The sequence below is a fragment of the Collinsella sp. CM84Y_54 genome (genome assembly GCF_036317945.1).
In the GTDB taxonomy this organism is placed as follows: domain Bacteria; phylum Actinomycetota; class Coriobacteriia; order Coriobacteriales; family Coriobacteriaceae; genus Collinsella.
Map to the genome: position 1 here is coordinate 98,290 of NZ_JAWQCX010000003.1, position 26,873 is coordinate 125,162.

Below are 26,873 nucleotides of genomic sequence, written 5' to 3' on the forward strand. Positions count from 1 at the left end.
TATTATACGAGCAGTTTTGTCGATACGAACTAGGGAAATGAAAGGCAAACTGCATGACCCTTCTTGAACTGTTCCAGCTGCTTAAAAAGCACCTCAAGCTGGTCATTGCCCTTCCGGTGGTCTGCGCGATTGCCATGGGCGTCGTCTCCTTCACCATGATGGACAACACCTACACCGCCACGACGAGCATGTACATTCTCGCCAAGACCGATGGCGGCCAGACGAGCTACTACAACGATCTGTCTGCAAGCCAGATGCTCTCCAACGACATCGCCACGCTGCTCGATAGCGATAGCGTCAAGAGCGGTGCCGCCAAGGAGCTGGGCCTTTCCAGCCTGGCCGACTATAAGGTAAGCGTTACGAGCGAAACCACGACCCGTGTTATCTCGCTGTCTGTGACCGGTGCCAGCCCCGATGGCGCCGCCGCTGTCGCCAACGCCATGGCCAACTCGGTTTCTACCGTCGCCCAGGACGTCGACGCCGCCCAGGCCGTCAACGTCATCGACAAGGCAAAGGTCCCCACCCAGCCCAGCGGCCCCAACCGCAAGCTCTACATTGCAGTTGCCGCCCTGGCCGGTCTGTTTGTCGCTGTCGCGATTGTTGTGCTGCTCGACATGCTCAACACGCGTGTTCGTTCTGTCGATGACGCCGTCGAGCTGCTCGGCGTGCCCGTCATCGGCCGCTTCCCCGTTGTGAAGGGCGGTAAGTAATCCATGGCCCGTAAAAAGAAAACTGGCGATACCCTTGCCTTTAACAACGCAGCCAAGACCCTGCTCGCCAACATTCGCTTTGCGAGTGTCGATACGCCCATCAAGTCCATTACGGTGACCTCCTCCATTCCCAACGAGGGTAAGTCCACCATCGCGCTCAACCTGGCCCAGGCCATCGCAACCAGCGGCAAGAGCGTTCTGCTCGTTGAATGCGACATGCGCCACCGTACGCTTGCCAACATGCTGGGCGTCCGTCATGCCGGCGGCTTGTACGCTGTGCTTTCCGATCAGATGTCGATCGATGAGGCCGTTATCGACACCGGCCAGCCCAACCTCTTCTTCCTCGACGCCGAGCCGCGCATTCCCAATCCGGCAGACATCATTGCCTCGCGCCGCTTTGCCAAGCTTGTCGCCGCGCTGGAGGAAAAGTACCAGTACGTTATCTTCGATACGCCGCCCGTGGGTACGTTTGTCGACGCTGCCGAAGTCGCTGCGATCACCGACGGCACCATCTATGTCATCCGTCAGGACTTTGCCAAGCGCAATGAGATCCTCGCTGCCTTCGATCAGCTCAACAAGGCCGAGGTCAACGTGATCGGTACGGTCATGAACTGCTGCGAGACTTCGAGTCACGACTACTATTACTCGTATTATGGCGGGGATAAGGGGCAGAACGACGCTGCAGCTGGGGTCAATCCCGCTGTCGGCGGCGCGGCTGCAACGGGCGCCCCTGCGAAGGCGAAACGCTTTAAGAAATAAGCAACGACGCAGATAAGAGGGCGATATGCGAGACATCCATTGCCATATCCTGCCCGGAGTCGATGACGGCGCGGCAAACCTCGAGCAAAGCTTGGCGATGCTCGAGGCGGCTCGCGCCGTCGGCGTAACGCACATGGTGTGCACGCCGCACTGCCGGGACCCATACTTTGACTACGCCAACATGTGGGAGGCCTATCGGTTGCTGTGTGCCCATGCGGGCGATATGCAGCTCCAGATGGGCTTTGAGGTCAACTACGCCAAGCTTATGGATTTGGGCATCGAATGGTCCGATCGCCTGCACTTTGATGGATCGAATGAGTTTTTGCTTGAGCTCTCGACACGTGCCGATTCGTATGACTTTGAGGAATACGAGAACACGATTTACGACTTGCAGTGCCGCGGTTACCAGGTGATTATTGCCCATCCCGAGCGTTATCGCGCCATTCAAAAGGACGTGGGCATTGCCGAGCGTCTGGTCGATATGGGTTGTAAGCTGCAGGCTTCGGCTGATTTTATTGCCGGCGGGCGCTTTGGTCGCGAGAAAAAGCCGGCGCAGCGCCTGTTTGACAAGGGCCTGTACAGCTTTATCGCAAGCGACGCCCACAATGTTCGTCACTACGATTACCTAGCAAAGGCGCGGGCCAAGTTTAGCGTGCGAGGCGCTCATTTTCGCTAAAATCTGTCCCTAACGTTTGCTTTGAACGGAGGGGCGACCATGGATATTCAAATCAAGGCGGGATGCTTTGAGGATGCAGCGCTGGTGCGCCGCGCCGTCTTTGTGGACGAACAGGGTTACGAAATCGAGTTCGACCAGATCGATGAGGCTTCTGACTGCATTCATGTGACGCTGTACGTGGATGGTCAACTCACCGGCTGTTCGCGCGTGTTTCCCGAGGAACTGGAGCGCGCGGCAGATGCAGAGGCTCCGGTTTCGCCGGCGTGCGACTTGGACGAAGGCGTTGCGGCGGGGGAGACCTATATTATGGGGCGCGTCGCCGTGCTGTCCACCATGCGCCGTCGCGGTCTGGCAAGCAAGATTGTCGAAGCCAGCGAAGCTGCTGCGCGCGATGCCGGCGCCAAGCTCATAAAGTTGCATGCACAGGAGTACGTGCTGCCTCTCTACGTCAAGGCGGGCTACACGCAGATCGCGCCGGTGGACTACGAAGACGAAGGCCAGCCTCATGCCTGGATGGCCAAGCGCATGGGCGACAGATAGGGACGTTCCTTTTCTGCTGGCAGTTGGGGACACTCCTTGGCAATCGACGCATGGGTGTTCCAACATACAGTTTTTCGATTCCGTATGTATATATGCGCGCTAATGGGTTATAAAATCTAAGTCTGAACATAGCAGGTCTGCAATACGGCTCGGGCAACCGGGCCGTTTTTGCGGGCAGGGGTAGCGCGAAAGGACTGCACATGCGTCAATTTAAGACCGAGAGCAAAAAACTGCTCGACCTTATGATCAATTCCATCTACACCAATAAGGAAATCTTCCTGCGCGAGCTTATCTCCAACGCGAGCGATGCTGTTGACAAGCTCAACTTTAAGAGCTTGCAGGACCCGAGCGTCAAGCTCGACCAGGGCGACCTGGCTATTCGCGTCTCCTTTGATAAAGACGCCCGCACCATTACCATCTCAGATAACGGCATTGGCATGACCGCCGAGGAGCTCGAGCGCAATCTGGGCACCATCGCCCATTCCGGCTCTGAGGAGTTTAAGACCGAGAACGCCGAGCAGCAGGGTTCGGATGTCGACATCATCGGCCAGTTTGGCGTGGGCTTCTACTCGGCCTTTATGGTCGCCAGCCATGTGAAGGTCGTGAGCCGCGCCTACGGCGAGGATGTCGCCCATGTGTGGGAGTCGGACGGTCTTGAGGGCTACACCATCGAGGACGGCGAGCGCGCCGAGCACGGTACCGATGTCATTCTGACGCTGCGTGAGAACGAGAAGCTCGACGCCGACGGCGAGGCCGAGTCCTACGATCGCTTCCTGACCGAGTGGGGCCTCAAGAGCCTGATTCAGCAGTACAGCAACTATGTGCGCTACCCGATTCAGATGATGGTGTCCAAGAGCCGTCAAAAGCCCAAGCCCGAGGATGCGCCGGAGGATTACAAGCCCGAGTACGAGGACTACCAGGAGCTTGAGACCGTCAACTCCATGACGCCGATCTGGAAAAAGCGAAGCTCCGACGTTGAGCAGAAGGATTACAACGAGTTCTACAAGTCCACGTTCCATGACTTTGACGATCCCGCGCGCACCATCAGCTTCCATGCCGAGGGTACGCTCGAGTACGATGCACTACTGTTTGTGCCGGGTCGCGCCCCGTTCGATCTGTACAGCAAGGACTACGAGAAGGGCCTGGCGCTCTATAGCTCCAACGTGCTGATTATGGAGAAGTGCGACGACCTGCTGCCCGACTACTACAACTTTGTGCGCGGTGTCGTGGACTCTGCCGACGTGACGCTCAATATTTCGCGTGAGACGCTGCAGCAGAACCGTCAGCTCAAGGCCATCGCCAAGCGCGTGGAAAAGAAGATTACCGCCGACCTTGAGGACATGCGTGACAACGACCGCGAGGCCTACGAGAAGTTCTTTGAGAACTTTGGCCGCGGCCTTAAGTACGGCATCTACTCGAGCTATGGCATGAAGGCCGATGAGCTTGCCGACTTGCTGCTGTTCTGGTCTGCCAAGGAGCAGAAGATGATTACCCTGGCCGAGTATGCCAAGGGCATGCCCGAGGATCAGAAGGCCATCTACTACGCCGCCGGTGACTCGCGTGAGCGCTTGGCCAAGATGCCCGTGGTGAAGGGCGTGCTCGACCGCGGCTATGACGTGCTGCTGCTGACGCAGGATGTGGATGAGTTCACCTTCCAGGCTATGCGTGAGTACGTTGCCGCCGATATGCCCAAGATCTACGAGGACGATGCTGCCCGCGAGGCTGCCGAGAAGGCCGTGGCCGATGGTGCCGAGCCCGAGGTTGAGGATCGTCACCTGGAGCTCAAGAACGTCGCGACCGGCGATCTTGACCTGGCGACTGAGGATGAGAAGAAAGAGGCCGAGGACGCCACCAAGGAGAACGAGGACCTCTTTAGCGCTATGAAGGAAGCGCTTGGCGATAAGGTCGAGAAGGTTGCCGTCTCTGCGCGCCTGACCGATGCTCCCGCGTGCATCACCACTGAGGGTCCGCTTTCGCTCGAGATGGAGAAGGTACTCCAGAAGGGTCCCGAGGGCGCGCCTGACGGCATGCCCAAGAGCCAGCGCGTACTCGAGCTCAACGCCAAGCATCCGGTCTTTGCCAAGCTCGTCGCTGCTCAGAAGGCGGGCGACGCCGACAAGATCAAGCAGTACTCCGGTCTGCTCTATGACCAGGCCCTGCTGGTCGAGGGTATTCTGCCCGAGGACCCCGTGGCCTTCGCGGCAGCTGTTTGCAACTTGATGTAGTTCGGGGATACGGCACCGTAACTAGATTAGAACGAGAGTGGATAATCTCCCACTTTTGGCTCGAATGCGGGCTTGAGGTGAGAGATTTTCCACTCTCGTTTCCTTTTGATTGATCCCTTGGGGACGGAGGAAAACGGATCACCGAGGGGGTCGGTCTGATTCGGTGATCCGTTTTCCTCCGTCCCCAAGGGATCAATTATTTGTCGGGGTTGTGGTTTTGTGACCTGCTGAAATTAAAGATACTGTACAACTGTACGTTAATTTGTCTTCGTAGTATATTGCTACCCGCAAAACTCAATACCATTGTGCTCTGAGACGCTAAAGCGCCTACGTACAATGGTTGTCGATAGTACGATTCGATTTAACGACAGGATGGATGGTCCAAGCGTGAGTCTCGGCAGCAAACTATCCAATGCAAAGGTGTCCTTTGCGATATTTAAGCGCGACATTAAGCGACTGCTTGTGAACCCCGTCGCCTTGGTGGTTACCCTTGGCGTGTGCGTTATTCCCTCGCTGTATGCCTGGTACAACATCGTGGCTAACTGGGATCCGTACGGAAACACCCAGGGTATCAAGATTGCCATCGCCAACAACGATCAGGGCACCCAAAACGACTTGGTGGGCGAGCTCAACGCGGGCGACCAGGTCGTCGATCGGCTCAAGGAGAACGATCAGCTGGGCTGGACCTTCGTCGATTCGGCGGCCGATGCCAAGGAGGGCGTCGAGAGCGGTGAGTACTATGCGGCCATCGTAATCCCCAAGAACTTTTCGGATAACCTGGTTTCGATGCTCGACGGCAACTACCATCAGCCCAAGCTTACGTACTACGTCAATGAGAAGAAGAGCGCCATTGCGCCCAAGGTTACCGACACCGGTGCAAGCACCATCGAGGAGCAGATCAACTCGGAATTTGTCTCCACAGTGGGCGAGACCGTTGCCAGCATCGCCAAGGATGCCGGGGTCGATTTAAAGGACAAGGCAACCCAGACTCAGAATTCGTTGGCTGGTTCGGTATCAGAGGCATCCGGTACCTTGGGTGAGGTGCGCGATTCGATTGGCGACATGAATGCCGCCATCGATAAGACGAGCGGTTCCATTGCCTCGGCTGATGCCGCGTTGGCGGGCCTGCAGGGTCAGACGCCCTCTCTAACGCAGGCAATCGCTCAGGGCAATGACCTGCTGGGCGAGGCGCGCGCTACGGCGGGCAACTCTGTCGCCTCGCTCTCCAAGGCACTCTCGGAAGGCAGCCTTGCGCTCACCAAGACGTCAGCCTCCGCGAACGCTGCGATTGGCAAGCTGACGGGCGCGGTCACATCTACGACCACCCGCATCGACAACTCGCTTGAGTCTCTCCAAGCGACGATCGACCACAATAAGGCCGTTATCGGGCACTTGGAAATTCTCGTTAATGACACGTCGACAGGTTCCAAGGAAATTGACGCGCGCATTGTATCGACCATCGATTTGCTCCGCGAGCAGAATGAAAAGCTTCAGAGCATCAAGGACGGTCTGTCTGCGCAGTCGAGCGCCATGGCGAATGACGCCGCGGCTGTCTCGGGCGCCAGCGACGCTATCAATAACGCAATCCAGACCGGTGCGACCAACCTTGGCCAGGCCCAGACGGACCTGGGTCAAAACGCGCTGTCGAAGGCTTCGAGCGCGCTTGATTCATTTGCCGCCGTCTCGGGTGATCTGACGGGAATCGTGTCTGGCCTCACGCCCACGATTGCAAGTGCGCGCGGTACGCTTTCGCAACTCAACGCTACGCTCGGTCAGGCCAAGACCACGCTGTCCCAGACCGATGCCTCGCTTGCCAAGGTCCAGGACAAGCTCGGAACCGCCGCCAACGACATCGCGGCGCTACAGACCTCCGAGTCCATGGGCGAGCTGGCCGGCCTGATGGGCGTCGACGTCGATGACGTTGCAGACTTCATGGCATCTCCGGTCGAGCTGACCTCAAAGTCAATTTATCCGGTCAAGAGCTTTGGTTCGGGCATTGCCCCGTTCTATACCAATCTGGCGCTGTGGGTGGGCGGCTACGTGCTTATCGCCATCTACAAGCTCGAGGTCGACCGCGAAGGCATCGGCAGCTTTACCGCGCGTCAGGGCTACTTTGGCCGCTGGTTGCTCCTGGTGATCCTGGGCGCGTTCCAGGCCATCATCGTTACGGTAGGCGATCTGGTGATCGGCGTGCAGTGCGTCAGCCCGCTGCTGTTCGTGCTGGGCGGCATCGCCATCTCGTTCACCTACGTCAATATCATCTATGCGCTGTCCACCACGTTTAAGCATATCGGCAAGGCTATCGGCGTCATTCTCGTCATCGTGCAGATCCCGGGTTCGTCGGGCATGTACCCCATCGAGATGATGCCCGGCTTCTTCCAGTGGCTGCACCCGCTGCTGCCCTTTACCTACGGCATCAATCTGCTGCGCGAGACGGTCGGCGGCATGTATTCGTTCAACTACCTGTTTAACCTGTGCATTCTGGGCGTGTTCTTGATCGTGGCGCTCTTTATCGGCCTGCAGCTGCGTCCGCTGCTGCTCAACCTCAACCTGCTCTTTGATAAACAGCTTTCCACGACCGGTATGATGATTTGCGAGTCCAACGACCTGCCGCGCCAGCGCTACTCGCTGCGCACGGCCATGCGTGTCATGCTCGATTCCGATTCGTACCGTCGCGAACTGCTCGATCATGCGGTCGCCTTTGAACATCGCTACCCGTACTACATCAAGGGCGGTTTTGCCGCCGTGGTGGGCGTTCAGGTCCTGCTCTTTGTCCTGTCGACGGTTCTCGATATCGACAATAACGGCAAGATCATCCTGCTTGTCATTTGGATCATCTCGGTTATTGCCATCTGCGGCTGGCTTATCAATATCGAATATATCCGTGCGAGCCTCAATACCCAGATGCGCATCTCGGCGCTTTCGGATGAGGACCTTCGTCGCGAGATGCGCGAGCACACGGCCGCCATTCCTGCCGCCCGCCACATGTTTGGTCTCAACGCCAGCGAGCGTGGTGCCAAGGGCGGCGATCAGTCCACGGGCCGCTTGCCGCATATCGGCTCGCACCATAAATCTCAGGGCAGCGACAACACAGCCATAAATGATGGAGATACCGCCCCGTTCGGCAAGCACTCCAAAGGAGGTGAGGCATAAATGAAGAACATCCTGCATCTGTTTAGGCGCGATGTCCAAAACGTGTCTCGCTCCGTGATCGGCTTGATTGTCGTGATGGGCCTCATTATCGTGCCGTGCCTGTACGCGTGGTTTAACATCGCCGGCAGCTGGGATCCGTACGGCAACACCGGCAATCTTAAGATTGCCGTGGTCAACACCGATGAGGGTTACGAGAGCGATCTGATCCCCGTCGAGGTTAACGTGGGCGAAAACGTGACCGCCACCCTACGTGGCAACGAGAGCTTCGATTGGGTTGTGCTTAACGATCGCGAAAAGGCTATCGAGGGCGTTAAGTCGGGCGCGTACTATGCTGCCGTCGTTATTCCCAAAACGTTTAGCGCTGACATGATGACGCTTTTCTCGACCGACGTGAAACACGCCGATATCGAGTTTTACGAGAACCAGAAGGCCAACGCCATCGCGCAGATCGTGACCGAGAAGGGTTCGAGCGCCGTTCAGAACCAGGTTAACGAATCTTTTACCGAGACCATTACGAGCATCGGTCTTAAGACGGTGTCCAGCCTGCTCGATTACATGAGCACCGACCAGGTCAGCAACTTTATCGCCAACCTGTCCTCGACGCTCGGCGATTCGATTGAGGACCTGCAAGACGTTCAGGCTAATGCTTCGTCGCTCGCGGGCATTTTGAGCTCTACGTCCGATTCGCTGACGTCGGCGAGCGGTATGCTCCAGCAGACGGGTACGGTCGATGAGTCGACCAAGCAGTTGATGGAGCATGCCAAGAGCGGCATGAGCGATTCCAAAGAAGCGCTGAAGGCCGCCAACGACGCCATCAACGCCGCGATTGACGGAAGCGCGGGCTCGTTCGACAACGTGTCCGCCGAGCTTGCGAAGGCATTCGATGCCGCAAACCAGCATGTGGACCTTACGGTGTCTCAGCTCAACGATGCCGCGGCGGCGCTCAATACGCGCGCCAAGGATATCGATGAGATGGCCGATCAGCTCCGCAGCCTTGCCGACCAGGTGAGCGATGAGAATTTGAAGGGCGGCCTCAAGTCCGCCGCGACGTCGCTGGACAGAATCGCCGTTGAGTACCGCAACAATGCCGAGGATCTGGCGGCCACCGCGAAGTCTCTCTCCGATAGCATGGCCGAGGTCAACAACTCGCGTGCCGAGGTCGATCAGGCTATCGCCGATGCCAAGGCCGGTGTCGCGGGTGCCAAATCCGATTACGATTCCACGTTCTCGGTTAAGGCCAAGGAGCTCAAGAAGACCGTCTCGGGGGTTCTGGATTCACTGAATGGTATTTCGGGCGATCTGGATAGTGCCGTAGACGACCTGACCGACGCATCCGGTTCGCTGGCAAAGGGCCTCTCTAAGGCTGTAAAGCTGGTCAACAAGGCTTCCGATCAGCTGGGCGAGGCGTCGGACAAGATCAGCGCGTTTAAGGACGAGCTCGACGGCGCCTTGATGTCGGATGACCTCGCTACGATCAAGACGATGATCGGCAATGATCCCGAGGGTCTGGCCGTGTCGCTTTCCGGCCCCGTCGCGCTCGACCGCAAGCCGGTCTATCCGATTCGCAATTACGGTTCGGCCATGGCGCCGTTCTACACGATTCTGTCGCTATGGGTCGGCTCGATCGTACTGGCGGCCATGATGAAGGTCTCGGTTGACGATGAGCTCATCAACGAGCTCATCCCCGTGCGCCTGCACGAGATCTACCTGGGTCGTTACCTGTTCTTTGGCGGTTTGGCCCTGCTACAGGCGACGCTCGTGTGCGCGGGCGACATCCTGTTCTTTGGCATTCAGTGCGACAACCCGCTGCAGTTTGTGTTGGCGGGCTGGGTCGCGAGTCTCGTGTTCTCCAATATCGTCTACACGCTTACGGTGTCGTTTGGCGATATCGGCAAGGCGCTCGCTGTCGTGCTGTTGGTCATGCAGGTCGGTGGTTCGGGCGGCACATTCCCCATCGAGATGACCGGCCCTGTGTTCCAGGCGATCTATCCGTTCTTGCCGTTCACTCACGGTATCAACGCCATGCATGCCGCCATGGCTGGCGCCTACCATATGGAGTACTGGGTTGAGCTGGGTATTCTGGCGAGCTATCTGGTTCCGTCGCTAGCCCTGGGCGTCGTCTTCCGCCGTCCGGTCATCAAAGCCAACGACTGGATTATCGAAAAGCTGGAGTCGACAAAGCTAATTTGATGCGGCAGCGTTAACGCTGATGCAGCGTCGGCCGGTCCGCCGTTCGGTAGAACGGCGGAACAAAGCGCTTTAGCGGGCTGGATTGCGTGGGTTGCTTGGTTGTTGCTACAGTAGCGGGGCGTGCCGGGGGTCCGGTGCGCCCCGTTTTTATTTGACCATGAGGCGGCACGCAGCCATACGCGTGCGGACACCACGCCCAGATTGAGTGTGAGGATGTTCCATGGCCCAATACGCTGCCAACGAAATCGAAAACTTGCCCGATAGCCCTGTAGCCCGCGAAGACCTGGGTGCCGGTGGTGCCTCTCGCGGCGCCGGCGCACGCTCGCCGCTGTTCTGGAAGGTCCTGCTACTTTCGGTGGCGGTCGTTTGGGGTTACTCCTTTACCACTATGAAGGGCGCGCTCGACACCATTCCGGCGTTCGAGCTGGTCTACGTTCGCTTTCTCCCGGCATCACTGGTAATGTTTGCCATTTTCCATAAGCGCATCGTCGCTCATTTCAATGCCCGCAACCTGATCGTCGGGCTTGGCATGGGCGCGCTCATGTGGGGTGCCTACGGTTTGCAGACGGTCGGCCTGGCGCAGACCACGGCAGGCAAGAATGCTTTTTTGACGGGCACGTATTGCATCCTTGTGCCGTTCGCGAGCTATTTTCTGAGCGGCGAAAAGCTCACCCGCTACAACCTGGGTGCAGCACTGCTGTGCTTGGCGGGCATTGGCCTGGTGGCGCTCGATAGCGTCGAGTTCAACATCGGTGACGTCATTACGCTGGCGGGTGCGGTCTTTTTCGCCATCCAGATGGCGGTGACCGCCAAGTACGGTCGCAAAATGGACATCAACGTCATCACGTTTTGGATGTTTATGGGCAACGGCGTGCTGAGCCTGGTCTCGTCGCTGCTATTCGAGACCCAAGCGCCTCTGTCCGTGTGGACGCCGAGCTTTATCGGTGCGATGGCGTTTCTCTCGGTGGGCTGTACGTGCGTGGCCCTGCTCATCCAAAACGTCGGCCTGGCGCATGTCCCGGCCTCGACGGGCTCGCTGCTCCTTTCCATGGAGTCGCCTTCGGGTGCGCTGTTCTCGGTGCTGCTGATGGGGGAGGCGCTCACCTCGCGCCTGCTCGCCGGCTTCGCCCTCATCTTCCTATCGATTATTTTGAGCGAGACGCATTTCGACTTTTTGCGCAAAAAGCCGCGAACGCGATTGTAAACAACTTGTTGCGCCGCCCTTCTGGGGTGGCGTTTTTTTATGCCTCGCCTTTAAAGTTATGCATTGCACTTTAGAACATGAAAGTGCCTACTGCTAAAACTTCACTGGAGGGCATCTATGGCACCAGCTCTGTCCGATTTTCAACCGCAATCAGCGCCCAAGGCCACCGCGGCGGCGCAGGCCGCTATCGGTGACGGTCTTGTTGCAGAGGCTCAGGCTTTTTCAGGCGAGCTCGCTGCGTGGCGACACGATTTGCACCAGATGCCCGAGCTGGGTAATAGCCTCCCGCAGACCTCTGCGTATATCCAGGCGCGCCTGACCGAGATGGACATCCCGTTTGCCACGCTCGTCGATGGTTCCTGTGTTGTGGGCCTTGTCGGTGCCGGTGCCGCCGCGGCCCAGGGCAATGGCGTTTGCGCGGACGAACAGGCCGGTACGGTCATTATGCTGCGTGGCGACATGGATGCCCTGCCCGTTGCCGAAGAGTCGGGCGAGCCTTTCGCCTCTACGAACGGCTGCATGCATGCTTGCGGTCACGATATGCACGCGACGGCGCTGCTTGGTGCGGCGCGCCTGCTCAAGGCCCGCGAGGCCGAGCTTGTCGACGCCAACGCTACTGTCAAACTGCTGTTCCAGCCAGGCGAGGAGACCTTTGAGGGTGCCCGCGCCGCCATCGCCGACGGTCTGCTGCGGAACCCGCGTCCTCAGGCGGCTTTTGCCATGCATGTTAACAGCCAATCGCCGCTTGGCCTGGTGCTCTATGGGAGCCCGGCGCTCTCGGGCGTGTACGGTTTTCGCATCACGCTGCAGGGCAAGGGCGGCCATGGCTCGAGCCCCGAGATCTGCATCGACCCCATCACGGCCGGCGTCCATGTGCACCTGGCGCTTCAGGAGCTTATCGCTCGCGAAGTGCCGGCGGCCAAGGAGGTCGCACTTACCGTCGGTAAGTTTGCTGGCGGCCTGGCGGCCAACGTCATCCCCGACACCTGCGTGCTCGAGGGAACGCTGCGCGGCTTTGATGTTGAGCTCATGGCTCACCTCAAGACCCGCATCGCCGAGGTCGTTAACGGCGTTGCTGCAACATATCGTACGCCGGCGACCATCGAGACGCTTTCGGATGTTCCGCCGCTTGTACTCGACAGCGATATGACTCAGGCGTCGCTTGGCTACGTGGGCGCAGTGCTGCCCAAGGCGGCTTTCTTGCCGCTTTTCCATGCCATGGCGAGTGAAGACTTCGCGCTTATCTCGAGCGAGATTCCGAGTGCGTACTTTACCGTGGGCGCGGCCGTAACCGACACGGACGAACACTTTGCCCAGCACCATCCCAAGGCACGTTTTAGCGATGCCGAGCTTCCCCTTGGCGCCGCGGCTTATGCCGCCGTCGCTTTGGGCTACATCGCCGACCACCGGTAGTACCCAACCTTGCCTTTCAAGCCTGCGGGCATGGCCATAAGGCCTATGCCCTTGTCTTTCAAGGCAATCTTGGGCACTACCGGCGCCTGGCTTTGTCATCATGGCCACGTGTTACACGATTTTCGTTAACTGCATGAGCCTGTTTCAGCCGCTCATCGTCAGCGACTTGGGCATTTCTCTTGCGCAGTACAACATCTCCAACGCCATCTCTACCGTTGTGAGCGTTATCGGCTCACTTGTGATCGGTCATGTGGCCGACAAGGTGAGCGGTCGCGTTTTGGGCTCCCTCACTGTTATCGCCACCTCTGCCGTTCTTGCCGGCATGAGCTTTGTCGGTGAGCTGTGGCAGGTCTACGTGCTCTTTGCCGTCTCGGGCTGCTTCGCCGTGGCTTCGACCCGCCTGCTCATTAGCCTCGTCACTGCCAACTGGTTTACGGCCAAGCGAGGCCTTGCCATCTCCATCGCACTTTCGGGCTCGGGCTTTGGCGGCGCTATTCTGTCTCCCATCGTGAGCTCGCTTATCGTGAGCGTTGGCTGGCGTTCTGCCTTCTTGGTGCTTGCCGCCGTCTGCATTGTGGCGGCGCTGCCCATTACGGCGTATTCCTTCCGCACCAAACCTTCCGAGATGGGCCTTAAGCCGCTCGGCGAGAACCCGGGCGATCCGTCTGTTTCCACCGCGGGCGATAAGGACGAGCATACGGCCCCCGAGGTCAGCGTCGGTTGGTCGCGCATTAAGAAGAGCCCGGCATTCTGGCTGCTCGTCGTGGCATTCCTCTTTATGGGCCTTGTCAATGGCGCCATCCTGCCCAACCAGGTTACGAATATGACGAGCGTCACCGTCAACGGCGCCAAGATCGTCACGGGCGGCCACGACCCCATGTGGGCAGGCACCGTGCTTTCGGCCTACATGGTTACCGTCGTTATCGCTAAGATCTCCCTTGGCGCCATCTATGATCGATTTGGCCTGCGTTTTGGCAATGTGTTGGGGTCCGTTGCGTGCATCGTCGCCTGCGTCGCCTTGTGCTTCCCCGCAACCGACCTCGGCCCCATCGTGGCTGCCGTGAGCTTTGGTATCGGAACGTGCATGGGCACCATTACGCCCACGATCGCTGCGTCTAAGCAGTTTGGCATGGCCGACCTGGGTAAGGTCACGGGCACTATTACCTCGCTCGAGATGGTCGGCGGTACCATGGGCGCCATCGTCTCGGGTGTGCTGTTCGACGCTACGGGCTCCTTTGCGAGCACCTGGATCGTGTGCCTGGTGTGCTCCATGGTTATGCTCGTGTTCCTGCTGGCATCCGAGCCCATCGCCGCCAAGCTGCGCGCGAGCGTGGCGGGGGAATAGACGTCCGTCGCTCTTTTCTGTTTGTCCCGTTCTGTCCGTGGTCGCCTTGGAAGCCGAATGGATGCTCGTACCGTCATTCGGTTTCCAAGGCGGCCACGGGCCTAAGAATGATCCGTTTTCCTCCGTCCCCAGCAGATCATGTGACCCGAAGGAGACGGAGGAAAAGGGATTACAAATAGCGGCGGCGCGTCTGGCCGAACGAGTCCCCATACCCTCGTTCGGTCAGACGCGCCGCCGCGTTGCTGCTTTGTGCCGTATAATGTCCACTACCTATGACGCGATACAAAAGAAAGGTGTTTGCCCATGCAGGCACAGAAGGCGGAGGGAACCCGCGACCTTATCGGCGCCGAGATGCGCGCTTGGCAAAAGATGCAGCAGATTGCGGCCGGCGTATTCGAGCCGTTTGGCTTTAAGCCCATCGAAACGCCCGCGATCGAGCAGGTGGACGTCTTTGTCCACGGCATCGGCCAGTCGACCGACGTCGTGCGTAAGGAGATGTTCCGCGTCTTTAGCGGCGCCAATCTGGAGCGCGTTTTTACCGAGGGCACCGACACCAAGCTCAAGCCCAAGCAGCGCCTGGCGCTTCGTCCCGAGGGCACGGCCGGTGTGGTGCGCGCCGTCGTGGAGAACAACCTGGTGCCCCAGGGCTCCACGCCGTTTAAGGCTTACTACGCCGAGGCTATGTTCCGCGGCGAGCGTCCCCAGAAGGGCCGCCTGCGCCAGTTCCACCAGGTGGGCATCGAGTGGCTCGGCGCTCCCGATCCGGCGGCAGACGCCGAGTGCATCATCATGCTCATGGAGTTCTACAAGCGCCTTGGCTTCGATCTTTCCAAGCTTCGTCTGCTCATCAACTCGATGGGTGACGCCCAGTGCCGTCCGGCTTATCGCGAGCAGGTTAAGCAGTTCATCCTCGATCACGCCGACGAGATGTGCGATGAGTGCCGCGAGCGCGCCGAGCTCAACCCGCTGCGTGCCTTCGACTGCAAGAACGACCACTGCCGCGAGATCATGGCCGAGGCTCCGCTGATGGGTGACAACCTGTGCGATGAGTGCCGCGAGCACTACGAGCAGGTCAAGCGCTATCTGGATGCCGCCGGTATCGAGTATGTCGAGGATCCCACCTTGGTGCGCGGCCTGGACTACTACACCCGTACTGTCTTTGAGGTCGAGGCCCCTGGCGCCGGCGTCGGCTCCATCGGCGGCGGCGGCCGCTACGATGGCCTGGTCGAGCTCGAGGGTGGCAAGCCCACGGCGGGCGTCGGCTTTGCTGTCGGTTTTGAGCGCGCCCTGCTGGCCCTGCAGGCCTTTGGCAGCGATTTGGGTGCCGATGAGGCCCCGTGCGTCTATGTCGCCAACGCCGGCAAGGAGCTGCGTCAGAACGTCTTTGCCATTACGCAGGAGCTTCGCGCCGCAGGTATCGTGACCGAGGCCGACTATCAGGGTCGTTCGCTCAAGGCCCAGTTTAAGCAAGCCGATAAGGTAGGCGCCAAGCTCATCTTGGTCCTGGGTGGCGACGAGCTTGCCGCCGGCAAGGTCAAAGTGCGCGACATGCAGAGCCATGACGAGGTGCTCGCCGATCTGGACAACGTCGTCGAGGCGGTTCGCGAGCGCCTGTAGCGCATCTTTTTGAGCTTCGGGCCTGCTAACGTGCCCTGCTCATGGAGAGCGATTGTTACGGGGGTGTTTCGCTTTTATGCGGAATGCCCCCGTTTACGTATGCCGCCCACCGAGAAATACGACCATTTAGGGCAAAAACCTTTGCAATGCAGAAAATACTTTTGTGTGGTAAAGCGCAATCAGTGTCGAAAGTATTTCTCAAGCGCCTATAATGAATACCGCATGTTACGTGCATAGAAGGAGGAATGGGAGGAAACGTGGCTGAGAACCTAAGCAACCAGTCTGTACCCGAAGCCGCGGCGCGCGTCGCTGCCGTGGTCAACCGCCTCGTTAACCGAATCGGCTCGAATGCCGAGTCCAGGGAGCGTCTCGCCGAGATCGAGATCCCCGAGGAGCTGCGCGACAATCTGGCGCTGTTCTTGCGCCTGGAGCGCCGTGTGCTTAGCGAGTATGATCCCGAGATCGCGGACCTGTTCGACAAGATTTTGACAGCCGAGATTGTGGTCAATGCCGGCAACCCCGGTACCTGCGCTGCCGACGAAGCCGTCGACGAGCAGGGCGTGCCCACCGCCGACGAGCCCACTGCCGTGGCATTTCGTGAGGTCGTCGATTTGATCGACAGCCTGCCGCTCGATAAGCAGCAGGTCATCGTTCGCGCCTTTACGAGCTTTTTCCATCTGGCAAACCTGTCGGAGGAGAACTACCGTGTGGCGCAGCTGCGCGAGCGCGAGGCCGGTGCGTCGACCGATACCGAGGTCGATCCTGCCAACGAGCTTACCGTTGCCTATCACCAGCTGGTGAATGAGCTGGGTGTCGAGGGTGCCAACGAGCTGCTCGACAAGCTCGAGTTCCACCCTGTCTTTACCGCACATCCCACCGAGGCCCGTCGTAAGGCCGTCGAGGGCAAGATCCGCCGTATCTCCAACCTGCTGGAGGAGCGTCCGCGTCTGGGCGGCTCCGACCTGGTGGAGAACGAGCGCCATATGCTGCAGGAGATCGACGCCCTGGTGCGTACGAGTCCCATCGCGCTCAAGAAGCCCACGCCGGTCGAGGAAGCCGATACCATCATCGACATCTTCGATAACACGCTGTTCGACGTTATCCCCGTTATCTATCGTCGTTTTGACGATTGGGTGCTGGGCGACAAGGCCGGTACTGTGCCGCCGCTGTGCCCGGCGTTCTTCCATCCCGGCAGCTGGATCGGTTCCGACCGCGACGGTAACCCCAACGTCACCGCCAAGGTGAGCCGTGAGGTTGCCGCCAAGTACTTTACGCACATGGTGCTCAAGCTCGAGGACAAGTGCCGCCACATCGGCCGCAACCTCACGCTCGAGGCTACCTACAGCAAGCCGTCGGCCGAGCTCATTAACCTGTGGAACCATCAGGTCGAGATGAGCCCTCGTTACACGGCCCGCGCCGAGCTGATCTCCGAGCACGAGCCGCATCGCGCCGTCATGCTCGTCATGGCCGACCGCCTGAACGCCACCGTCCGTCGTATCACCGACACCATGTACCACAGCGCCGACGAGTTCCTGGATGACCTGCGCGTCGTCCAGCGTTCGCTGGCCGCCTGCGGTGCCGTCCGTGCTGCCTACGGCCCGGTCCAAACCATCATCTGGCAGGTCGAGTCCTTCGGCTTCCATATGGTCGAGATGGAGTTCCGTCAGCACTCCGTGGTGCATGCCCGCGCCCTTAAGGATATCCACGAGAACGGTATCCATGGCGACCTGCAGCCCATGACGCGCGAGGTCATCGATACCTTCCGCGCTATCGGCTCCATCCAAAAGCGCTACGGCAAGAAGATGGCGCACCGCTACATCATCTCGTTTACCAAGAGCGCTCAGCATGTGGCCGACGTCTTTGAGCTGGCGCACCTGTCCTTTGCACACGAGGAGGATGTCCCCGAGCTCGACGTGATCCCGTTGTTCGAGCAGCTCGAGGACCTCGAGGGCTGCGTCGACGTGCTCGATCAGATGCTTACGCTGCCCGTGGTGCAAAAGCGCCTTGCCCAGACCAACCGCCGCATGGAGGTCATGCTGGGCTATTCCGACTCTTCCAAGGATGCCGGTCCTACCACGGCCATGCTCGCGCTGCACTCCGCGCAGGAGCGCATCGCCAAGTGGGCAGAGAAGAACGATATCGACCTGGTGCTCATGCACGGTCGCGGCGGTGCCGTGGGTCGTGGCGGCGGCCCGGCCAACAAGGCCGTGCTGGCGCAGCCCAAGGGCTCGGTCAACTGCTTCTTTAAGCTCACCGAGCAGGGCGAGGTCATCTTTGCCCGTTACGGCAACCGCACGCTGGCTCAGCGCCATGTTGAGTCCGTTGCCGCCGCAACGCTTTTGCAGTCGGCCCCGAGCGTCGAGAAGACCAACACCGAGACCACGCAGAAGTTCTGGGATATGGCCGAGAAGCTTAACACCGCAAGCCACGAGCGCTATCTGGACCTGCTGAACACCGAGGACTTTACACCGTGGTTCTCGACTGTGACGCCGCTGACCGAGGTCGGCTTGCTGCCGATCGGCTCGCGTCCCGCCAAGCGCGGCCTGGGCGCCAAGTCGCTTGACGACCTGCGTACTATTCCGTGGATCTTCAGCTGGAGCCAGGCACGCATCAACCTGGCCGCTTGGTACGGCCTGGGCACCGCCTGCGAGCAGCTGGGTGACCTTGACCAGCTCAAGGCTGCCTATCAGGAGTGGCCGTTCTTCCGCACCTTTATCGACAACATCGAGATGTCGATTGCTAAGACCGATCAGCGCATTGCCAAGATGTATCTGCACCTGGGCGATCGCCAGGATCTGTCCGAGAAGGTCTTCACCGAGATGCAGCTCACGCGTAAGTGGGTCCTTGCCATCGTCGGCGATGAGTGGCCGCTGCAGCGTCGTCGCGTGCTCGGCTGCGCCGTTCGCGTGCGTAACCCCTACGTCGACGCTCTGTCCATCGCCCAGGTCCGCGCCCTTCGCGAGGTGCGCATGAATCAGGACGAGATGGCCGAGGAGAAGAAGGCCGAGTACATGAGCCTGATTCTTTCGACTGTGACCGGCGTCTCGGCAGGTTTGCAGAACACGGGGTAATCGATAGCCCTGTGGCTCTTACCGGGACCCGACGGGTTTCCCCCTGAATGCGTCCTCGCACTTGAAGCCCCCTTATCCTGCTCCTTTGGAGCTGCGGATAAGGGGGCTTCGTGCTGCGGAGTGCATTCAGAGGGAAACCCGTCGGGTCCCTTCGTCCTCGGTCTTCAGGGATTAAGCTGATGAGAATAAGGTGCGCTTCGCGCCTAATGCGGAGTGCGGCGAGGGCTTCTTGCGTCCTGCGGAGTGTGCCTAAAAGTAAACTAATGGCGGGCCCTGCGATGTTCGGTCTTCGGCGGATTACTGGCTGGGAAAAGCTGGCGCGCTTCGCGCGTTTTGGATGGGGTCTATCCCGGTGGCGCATTTGGCGCTTCTCGCCTTACGACTGTAGCGGCTGCGGTCCCGTTTGGGGTCGCGGCCGTTTTGTTGTGGGTCAAATATGAACGTTGTGTTAATGAGTCGGTGGACGGTGGTGTTTTTCGGTGAGCGGCGTATCCTTCCAACGGTTTATCTAGTGTGTCAGTTGAAAGGAAGAGGGCGCTCGTCATTGTTTGAATGTGAACTGCCGTTTGACCACAAGACGTTGCATCTGGAGCTCGAGGATAAGAACTTCGCGGGTGTGATGGAAGGTCATCAAAACGAGTTTAAGACCACGAAGTCGCAGGAAGAGCTTGTGGAGGAGTCACTTGCCAACCCTTATGGCTCGCCTTCGCTCGAGGAGCTTTGCGCTGGCAAGAAGGACATTGTCATCATTAGCTCCGACCATACGCGTCCCGTTCCCTCGCGTGTGACCATGCCTATTCTGCTGCATCACATCCACTCCGCTGCGCCTGAGGCGCGCGTTCGCATTCTGGTTGCTACGGGTATGCATCGTCCGTCGACGCACGAGGAGCTCGTCAACAAGTATGGCGAGGAGATCGTTGCCAACGAGGAAATCGTTATGCACGTCGCGACTGACGACAGCATGATGAAAAAGATCGGCACCCTGCCTTCTGGCGGCGAGTGCATCATCAACAAGATTGCTGCCGATTGCGATCTGCTGCTTGCCGAGGGCTTTATTGAGCCGCACTTCTTTGCCGGTTTCTCTGGTAGCCGCAAGTCCGTCCTGCCTGGTATCGCCAGCTACAAGACCATCATGTACAACCACAACGGTCAGTTTGTGAACGATTCCCATTCGCGTGCCGGCAACCTGTGCCACAACCACGTGAGCGAGGACATGTTTGCCGCTGCCGAGATGGCTCACCTTGCCTTTGTGCTCAACGTGGTGCTCAACGGCAAGCACGAGGTCATCGGCTCCTTTGCCGGCGACATCCACAAGGCGCACGAGGCTGGCTGCGAGTTCGTGAAGAGCCTTGCCGGCGTTGAGCCCGTCGAGTGCGAGATTGCCATTACCACCAACGGCGGCTACCCGCTCGACCAGAACATCTATCAGGCCGTGAAGGGCATGTGCTCTGCAGAGGCCACACTTCCCGAGGGCGGCGTGATCATCGATGTCGCCGGTTGTGCCGACGGTCACGGTGGCGAGGGCTTCTATCACAACATCGCCGACAATGATCCGGCAGAGTTTGAGCGCGCCTGCATCGACCGTCCTAAGGACGAGACCCTGCCCGACCAGTGGACGAGCCAGATCTTTGCCCGCATCCTGGCGCATCACCCTGTGATCATGGTTACCGACCTGTGCGATCACCAGATGATCAAGGATATGCACATGACGCCGGTCAACACTATCGAGGAGGCGCTCAAGCTCGCCTTTGAGATGAAGGGTGCCGATGCCAAGGTTGCCGTTATCCCCGATGGCCTGGGCGTTGTCGTCGCGCAGCACTAGCGTGCGGCCTAAACGAATCGTTTATAACCGACAAGAAAGATAAGGTTTTATGCTTACCAAACTCCTCTGCGAATTCGGCGCAACGGCCCTCATGATCATCTTTGGCGTGGGCGTACACTGCGATACCGTGCTTAAGGGCACCAAGTATCAGGGCTCCGGCCACATGTTTGCCATCACCACCTGGTCTTTTGGCATCTCGGTTGCTCTGTTTATCTTTGGCGGCGCCGTGTGCATGAACCCCGCCATGGTGCTTGCCCAGTGCATCGTAGGCCTGGTGCCGTGGAGCAGCTGCATTCCCTTCATGATTGCCGATATGCTCGGCGGCTTTGCGGGTGCCGTGATCGCGTGGTTGATGTATGCCGATGAGTTCAAGGCTTCCGATGGTGTCATCGATCCCATTGCTCAGCGCAACATCTTCTCGACCAACCCCACCACCGAGGGCACCAACTATGCCCGCAACTTCTTCTGCGAGGCTATCTGCACCTTCGTGTTCATCAGCGCCATCCTTGCTGCCGCTAACCGCGCCGGCGAGAACGTTCTGATGCTCGCTATCTGCGTCGGTCTGATCGTTTGGGCTGTTGGCATGGGCATGGGCGGCATCACCGGCTTCGCCATGAACCAGGCTCGTGACCTTGGTCCTCGCATGGCCTATCAGGTGCTGCCGATCAAGAACAAGGCTGACAACAACTGGAAGTACGGCCTGCTCGTTCCTGGCATCGCTCCGTTTGTCGGTGCCGCTCTGGCCGCGCTGTTTGTGCACGGTTTCTTGGGCATGTTCTAGTCTGAGGCTACATAGTTGTCCGCTGGCCGCATGGGGTAACTTCCCAGCGCGTCCTCGGACATGAAAGAACCCCCGCTGCGCACTTCGTGCGGCGGGGGTTCTTTCGTCCTGCGGAATGCGCTGGGAAGTTACCCCATGCGGCCAGCTGCGGGATCTTGGCCGCGTTGGAACAAGCAGCCCAACATATAAATCTGAATTTGGATTTGGATGGGAGGGGCTTGTTGCTGTTGGGGGCGGTGAAGCGCGAGTGACACTTTGGGATGCGTGGCGGCCTGGGTTGGGGCGATGCTTTGGGATGAGCTTCTTACTTAGTTGAAGAGGGGTTTTATGGCTGATAGGTAGTCTTTGGCTACGTCCTCTTTTGGGGCTTCGAAGTTGTGCCAGGCCCACCATTGGACCATTCCTACGAAGCTTGAGGCTATGTGGTGTAGTAAGAAACTGCGGTCCATGGTGCCAGCGGGGCCTGTGGGGTCGGCGGGGACGGTTTCGGCTGCTCGTGACATGATGGTCTTGCGTAAACAGTCGGCGAAGACGCGTGAGCCGGCGCCGGCTACGAGGGCTCGGACGCCCTGGCGACGCTCCCAGAGATTGTTGAGAATATGCTCGATCTGCACGAGTGGGTCGTCGAGCGGTGTGCCATCGTCATCGAGGGCGTGGGTGCAGATATCGCTCACGAGCTCAGAAAGTAGGTCGTCTTTGCTCTTAAAGAGGCCGTAGAATGTCGCGCGGCCTACGTGAGCGCGCGCGATGATGTCGCCGACGGTGATCTTGCCGTAGTCCTCCTCGCGAAGGAGCTCGGAAAACGCCGTGACAATAGCAGCGCGGCTTTTTTCTTTGCGGGCATCCATGGCTATGCGTCCACGTGGACGAGCAGGCAGCGGAGCGTGCCGGAGCAGCCCTCGTAGGGGCGCTTACCGGCACCGTAGCCGACGGCCTCGATGCGGTAGCGTGAGGGCAGTTGGTCGGACGTACGCAGCGCGGTGACGATGGCGGCGCCCGTGGGCGTCACGAGCTCGCCGGCGACCGGTGCGGGCGTGAGGGCGATATTGCCCGCCTGGCACAGGTTGACGACAGCGGGGACGGGAATGGGCATAAGGCCGTGGGCGCAGCGAATGGTTCCGTGGCCTTCGGAGAGCGACTCGACCACGATGTCCTCAATACCTAGGTCATCGAGGCAGATGGCGACAGAGCAGACGTCGACGATGGAGTCGACGGCGCCCACCTCGTGGAACATGACGGTCTCGGGCGTTTTGCCGTGAGCCTTGGCCTCGGCGGCGGCGAGTACGGAAAAAATGGCGAGGGCGCGACGCTTGGCGCCATCGCTTAGCTGCGAGCCGTCGATGATGGCGGTGACGTCCGCCAAAGAACGGTGGTGATGGTGGTGGGCATGATGGTGACCCTCGTGACCATGGCCGTGGGCCTCATGGTCATGGTCGTGTGTGTGCTCGTGTTCGTGCTCGCCATGGCCATGATGGTGGTGCTCGTGCTCATGTGTGTGCTCGGCAGCCGCTTCGTTGCCGTAGAGCCAGGCCATATCGTGATCGTGGTTCTCGAGCTCCTCTGCAAGCTGAACGTCAAAGTCGCAGGCGTCGATGCCATGCTTGTTTGCACGCGTGACGGCAATCGTAAAGCCGTCGACCGGCAGTGCGGCGAGCTGTTCGCGCAGGTGCTCCTCGCTGGCGCCCAGGTCGAGCAGGGCCGCGACAGTCATGTCGCCGCTGATGCCCGAGGTGCCGTCGATGATAAGCGTGTGCTGATGATTGGACATGGAATGCTCCTTAGCGGGCGCGGGGTGTGCCGGCGCTCAGATGATTGATAAGACTTGCCTGGTAGGCGGCGCCAAAGCCGTTGTCGATATTGACGACCGAAACGCCGCTGGCACAGGAGTTGAGCATGGCGAGCAGTGCAGCTACGCCACCAAAACTTGCGCCGTAGCCAACGCTGGTGGGAACGGCGATGACCGGACAGCTCACCAGACCGCCGATAACGCTCGCCAGCGCGCCCTCCATGCCGGCGATGGCGATGACCACCTGCGCCTGGGCAAGTTCCTCGGCATGCGCGAGCAGGCGGTGCAGGCCGGCGACACCTACGTCGTAGAGGCGGTCGACCTCGTTGCCATAGAACTCGGCCGTCAACGCGGCTTCTTCGGCGACGGGTAAGTCGCTCGTGCCGGCGCAGGCGACGACGATGCGTCCGTTGCCGGTAGGGGAGGGCTTGCCGCCCACGAGGGCGAGCTGTGCGTCCGGGACATATCCCAGGTCGATGCCGTTGTCGAGGAGCTCCGAGGTACGGGCTGCTTTTTCGGCATCCAGGCGCGTGACCAGGATGCGCTCCTGGCCGGCATCGCGCAGCGCTTCGATAATGGCGGCAATTTGCTCGGCGGTTTTACCGGCACCGTAGACAACCTCGCCGGCTCCCTGGCGCACTCCGCGCGAAAGATCGAGCTGTGCAAAACCCAGATCGGCGGTTGGCGCCGTTTGGATGCGCGTGAGGGCGACTGCCGGGGTGACTGCTCCGCCGGCAACATCGCTCAGCAATTGCTCAAGATCTTGCTTATCCATATATGTTCCCTTCGACGGCGCAAAGTCTAGCACTCAAAGGGTATGTTTCCGAACACTAAGACAAAATTGTTCGGAAACTATAGGACAGACTGATTCAATTGTTAGACGGATCGGCTAGTCGCGCAGGATGATGTCCATGGCGAGCATCAGGTTGCGCTCGTCGATGGCAAACGGGGCGGCCTCGCGCGTCTTGGGCTTGGCACAAAACGCGATGCCCGTGCCCGCGGCCTGAATCATGGGGATATCGTTGGCGCCGTCGCCGATCGCGACGGTATTGGCCATATCGACACCGCACTCAACCGCCCAGTCCAGTAGCTGGATGAGCTTGGACTCCTTGGTCACGATGTCTGCCGCCAGCTTACCGGTGAGCTTGCCGTCCACGACCTCCAAGCGGTTCGCGAGGCAAAAGTCGATGCCCGCGGCGGCCACGATCTTATCGGCGACCTCGTGAAAGCCGCCGCTTACCACGCCGACCTTCCAGCCCTTGCTGTGCGCCGAGCGCACAAGCTCCAGCGCGCCGGGGGTAAACGTCACGTGCTCAAAGGTGCGCTCGAACACACTCTCGTCCAGGCCGGCAAGCAGCCCCACGCGCTCCTCGAGCGCCTGCTTAAAGTCGAGTTCGCCGCGCATGGCGCGCTCGGTGATCTGCGCTACCTGCTCGCCCACGCCGGCCTCCTCGCCCAACAGGTCGATGACCTCCTGGTTAATGAGCGTGGAGTCGATATCCATAACGATGAGGCGTGCAGTCATGGCGGGCCTTTCCGAGTGCAGTTATATTGGGGGATATTGTCGCACGCCGCAAGCCTGAGCGACGGCCGCGGTGCGTCAATTGTTTCGTCTCCGTCAAGTCTTTGGGCAGGAGCCACTTTTTCGCGGCACATCGACGCGGGTGCGATAAGATAGAACGCCATGTCTGGCTGCGCGGTTTACGCAGGCTGGGCAAATCTGTACGACGCCGCCCGGAACGACACGGGGCGGCACAGATCCATAAAGGAGGATCACTGGTATGAGCCAGACCCGTCCCATCGACGAGCATTCCATGCACACCCGTACCTGCGGCGAGCTTCGCCGCGAGAACGTGGGCGAAGAGGTCACCCTCACCGGTTGGGTGAGCCGTCGCCGTGACCACGGCGGCCTTATTTTCTGCGACCTTCGCGACCGCGAGGGCATCACGCAGCTCACCTTCGACCCCGAGCACTCCGACGGCGACGCCTTTAAGATCGCCGAGACCATGCGTCCCGAGTGGCCCATCAAGATCCACGGCGTCGTGCGCTCTCGTGGCGAGGAGACCACCAACACCAAGCTCGCGACCGGCGAGATCGAGGTCCTGACCGACCACGCCGAGGTGCTCAACACGTCCGTCACCCCGCCGTTCCAGATCGAGGACGGCATCGAGACCAGCGAGGACACCCGTCTGCGCTATCGCTATCTGGACCTCCGTCGTCCCGAGATGATGGCCAACCTCAAGCTGCGTTCCGACTTTACCTTTGCCATTCGTGAGGCGCTGCACAACCGTGAGTTCATGGAGGTCGAGACGCCCTCCCTGTTCAAGTCCACGCCCGAGGGCGCCCGCGACTTCATCGTTCCCAGCCGTATTCAGCCGGGCAACTTCTACGCCCTGCCGCAGTCTCCGCAGCTTCTGAAGCAGCTGCTCATGGTCGGTGGCGTCGAGCGCTACTACCAGGTTGCCAAGTGCTTCCGCGACGAGGACCTGCGTGCTGACCGTCAGCCCGAGTTCACCCAGGTCGATATCGAGATGTCCTTCGTGGACCAGAATGACGTCATGAGCGCGCTCGAGGAGGTCCTGGCCGACGCCTTCGGCCGCATGGGCGTCGAGATGCCCACGCCGCTGCGTCGCATGGACTACTGGGAGGCCATGGACACCTATGGCTCCGACAAGCCCGATACCCGCTATGGCATGCACCTGGTCGACCTGACCGACATCTTTGCCAACTCCAAGTTTAAGGTCTTTGCGACTGCCGCAAACGAGGAGGGCTCTGCCGTCAAGGCCATTAACGCCAAGGGCGCCGGTGCCTGGGCACGTGCCAAGATCGATAAGCTCGCCGGCGTGGCTTCCACGTTTGGCGCCAAGGGCCTGGCTTGGATCGCCTTCCGCGAGGACGGCTCTATCAACAGCCCCATCGTCAAGTTCTTCTCGGACGAGGAGATGGCAGCCCTGCGCGAGCGCATGGACGTCGAGCCCGGCGACCTTGTGATGTTTGCCGCCGGCCCGCGCCTGCTCTCTGACGAGATCCTGGGCGGCATGCGTTCCCACATGGCCAACGCGCTCGAGATCAAGCGCGAGGGCCACGACTTCCTGTGGGTCGTCAACTTCCCGCTGTTCCACTGGGATGAGGACCGCAAGGCCTACGCTGCCGAGCATCAGCCCTTTACCCTGCCGACCGAGACCGACATCGCCAAGATCGAGGCCGACCCGTTGGCGGCCGGTTCTTGCACCTACGACTTTGTCATGGACGGCTTTGAGGCCGGCGGCGGCGGTATGCGTATCCACAACGCCGAGATGCAGATGTCCATGCTCAAGCTCCTGGGCTTTACCGAGGAGCGTGCCGAGTCTCAGTTCGGCTTCCTCATGGAGGCCCTCAAGTTTGGTGCGCCCCCGATGGGCGGTTTCGCTCTGGGCCTGGACCGCGTGTGCATGCTGCTCACCGGTTCCGACTCCATCCGCGACGTCATGGCGTTCCCCAAGACGGCCAGCGGCTCCGACCTCATGTCGGGCGCTCCGAGTGCCGTTAGCGGTGCCCAGCTCAAGGACGTCAGTCTGCGCCTGATGTAGGGAAGCGGCTAC

19 protein-coding genes are annotated in these 26,873 nt (G+C 59.9%); 15 read left to right on the forward strand and 4 right to left on the reverse strand.

All coding sequences use genetic code 11. From position 1 onward, the window contains the following. The first annotated feature begins 53 nt into the window (after positions 1-53). The 14 genes from V2391_RS05690 (at position 54) to larD (ending at position 21,506) form a co-directional block, all read left to right on the forward strand. A complete protein-coding gene (locus tag V2391_RS05690; protein WP_329738545.1) occupies positions 54-710 on the forward strand; it encodes a YveK family protein in 657 nt (218 codons plus the stop codon). A gap of 3 nt (positions 711-713) precedes the next feature. Continuing rightward, entirely contained in the window at positions 714-1,469 is a 756-nt protein-coding gene (locus V2391_RS05695; RefSeq protein ID WP_329738546.1) for a CpsD/CapB family tyrosine-protein kinase, read from the forward strand. Positions 1,470-1,494: 25 nt separating this feature from the next. Next, positions 1,495-2,145 (forward strand): tyrosine-protein phosphatase, encoded by a 651-nt coding sequence (locus tag V2391_RS05700; protein WP_329738547.1) that lies wholly within the window; start codon positions 1,495-1,497, stop codon positions 2,143-2,145. 39 nt (positions 2,146-2,184) lie between these two features. After that, a complete protein-coding gene (locus V2391_RS05705; protein WP_329738548.1) occupies positions 2,185-2,685 on the forward strand; it encodes a GNAT family N-acetyltransferase in 501 nt (166 codons plus the stop codon). Positions 2,686-2,885: 200 nt separating this feature from the next. Next, a complete protein-coding gene (htpG, locus tag V2391_RS05710) occupies positions 2,886-4,910 on the forward strand; it encodes a molecular chaperone HtpG (RefSeq protein WP_329738549.1) in 2,025 nt (674 codons plus the stop codon). 387 nt (positions 4,911-5,297) lie between these two features. Then, complete coding sequence (locus V2391_RS05715; protein WP_329738550.1) at positions 5,298-8,063, forward strand: YhgE/Pip domain-containing protein; 2,766 nt, start codon at positions 5,298-5,300, stop codon at positions 8,061-8,063. Further along, positions 8,064-10,253, forward strand: coding sequence for a YhgE/Pip domain-containing protein (locus V2391_RS05720; protein ID WP_329738551.1), 2,190 nt, complete (start codon positions 8,064-8,066; stop codon positions 10,251-10,253). A gap of 220 nt (positions 10,254-10,473) precedes the next feature. Further along, a complete protein-coding gene (locus tag V2391_RS05725) occupies positions 10,474-11,457 on the forward strand; it encodes a DMT family transporter (protein ID WP_273377248.1) in 984 nt (327 codons plus the stop codon). Positions 11,458-11,574: 117 nt separating this feature from the next. Then, complete coding sequence (locus tag V2391_RS05730; RefSeq protein WP_329738552.1) at positions 11,575-12,870, forward strand: M20 family metallopeptidase; 1,296 nt, start codon at positions 11,575-11,577, stop codon at positions 12,868-12,870. Positions 12,871-12,970: 100 nt separating this feature from the next. After that, the gene (locus V2391_RS05735; protein WP_329738553.1) at positions 12,971-14,215 is read left to right on the forward strand and encodes an MFS transporter; all 1,245 of its coding nucleotides are present in this window, start codon (positions 12,971-12,973) and stop codon (positions 14,213-14,215) included. A 303-nt stretch (positions 14,216-14,518) separates the two neighbouring features. Then, positions 14,519-15,832, forward strand: a complete 1,314-nt coding sequence (hisS, locus tag V2391_RS05740) for a histidine--tRNA ligase (RefSeq protein ID WP_117640032.1) — start codon at positions 14,519-14,521, stop codon at positions 15,830-15,832. Between the two features lie 257 nt (positions 15,833-16,089). Then, positions 16,090-18,903 (forward strand): phosphoenolpyruvate carboxylase, encoded by a 2,814-nt coding sequence (locus tag V2391_RS05745; protein WP_370446102.1) that lies wholly within the window; start codon positions 16,090-16,092, stop codon positions 18,901-18,903. 544 nt (positions 18,904-19,447) lie between these two features. Continuing rightward, a complete protein-coding gene (larA, locus tag V2391_RS05750; protein ID WP_329738554.1) occupies positions 19,448-20,725 on the forward strand; it encodes a nickel-dependent lactate racemase in 1,278 nt (425 codons plus the stop codon). Positions 20,726-20,774: 49 nt separating this feature from the next. Continuing rightward, a complete protein-coding gene (larD, locus tag V2391_RS05755) occupies positions 20,775-21,506 on the forward strand; it encodes a D/L-lactic acid transporter LarD (RefSeq protein WP_329738555.1) in 732 nt (243 codons plus the stop codon). Between the two features lie 308 nt (positions 21,507-21,814). Here larD and V2391_RS05760 read toward each other — a convergent pair whose 3' ends face one another. The 4 genes from V2391_RS05760 to serB all read right to left on the reverse strand — a co-directional run bounded on the left by V2391_RS05760 (position 21,815) and on the right by serB (position 24,817). Continuing rightward, on the reverse strand, positions 21,815-22,354 hold the full coding sequence (locus V2391_RS05760) for a TetR/AcrR family transcriptional regulator (RefSeq protein ID WP_035136846.1): 540 nt from the start codon (positions 22,352-22,354) through the stop codon (positions 21,815-21,817). Between the two features lie 2 nt (positions 22,355-22,356). Beyond that, positions 22,357-23,274, reverse strand: coding sequence for a LarC family nickel insertion protein (locus V2391_RS05765; RefSeq protein ID WP_329738556.1), 918 nt, complete (start codon positions 23,272-23,274; stop codon positions 22,357-22,359). A gap of 10 nt (positions 23,275-23,284) precedes the next feature. Beyond that, on the reverse strand, positions 23,285-24,067 hold the full coding sequence (gene larB, locus V2391_RS05770) for a nickel pincer cofactor biosynthesis protein LarB (protein WP_329738557.1): 783 nt from the start codon (positions 24,065-24,067) through the stop codon (positions 23,285-23,287). Positions 24,068-24,181: 114 nt separating this feature from the next. Continuing rightward, positions 24,182-24,817, reverse strand: coding sequence for a phosphoserine phosphatase SerB (gene serB, locus V2391_RS05775; RefSeq protein ID WP_329738558.1), 636 nt, complete (start codon positions 24,815-24,817; stop codon positions 24,182-24,184). Between the two features lie 256 nt (positions 24,818-25,073). Here serB and aspS point away from each other — a divergent pair, with 256 nt between their 5' ends. Further along, positions 25,074-26,861, forward strand: coding sequence for an aspartate--tRNA ligase (gene aspS, locus V2391_RS05780; RefSeq protein ID WP_329738559.1), 1,788 nt, complete (start codon positions 25,074-25,076; stop codon positions 26,859-26,861). The last annotated feature ends 12 nt before the right edge of the window (positions 26,862-26,873 follow it).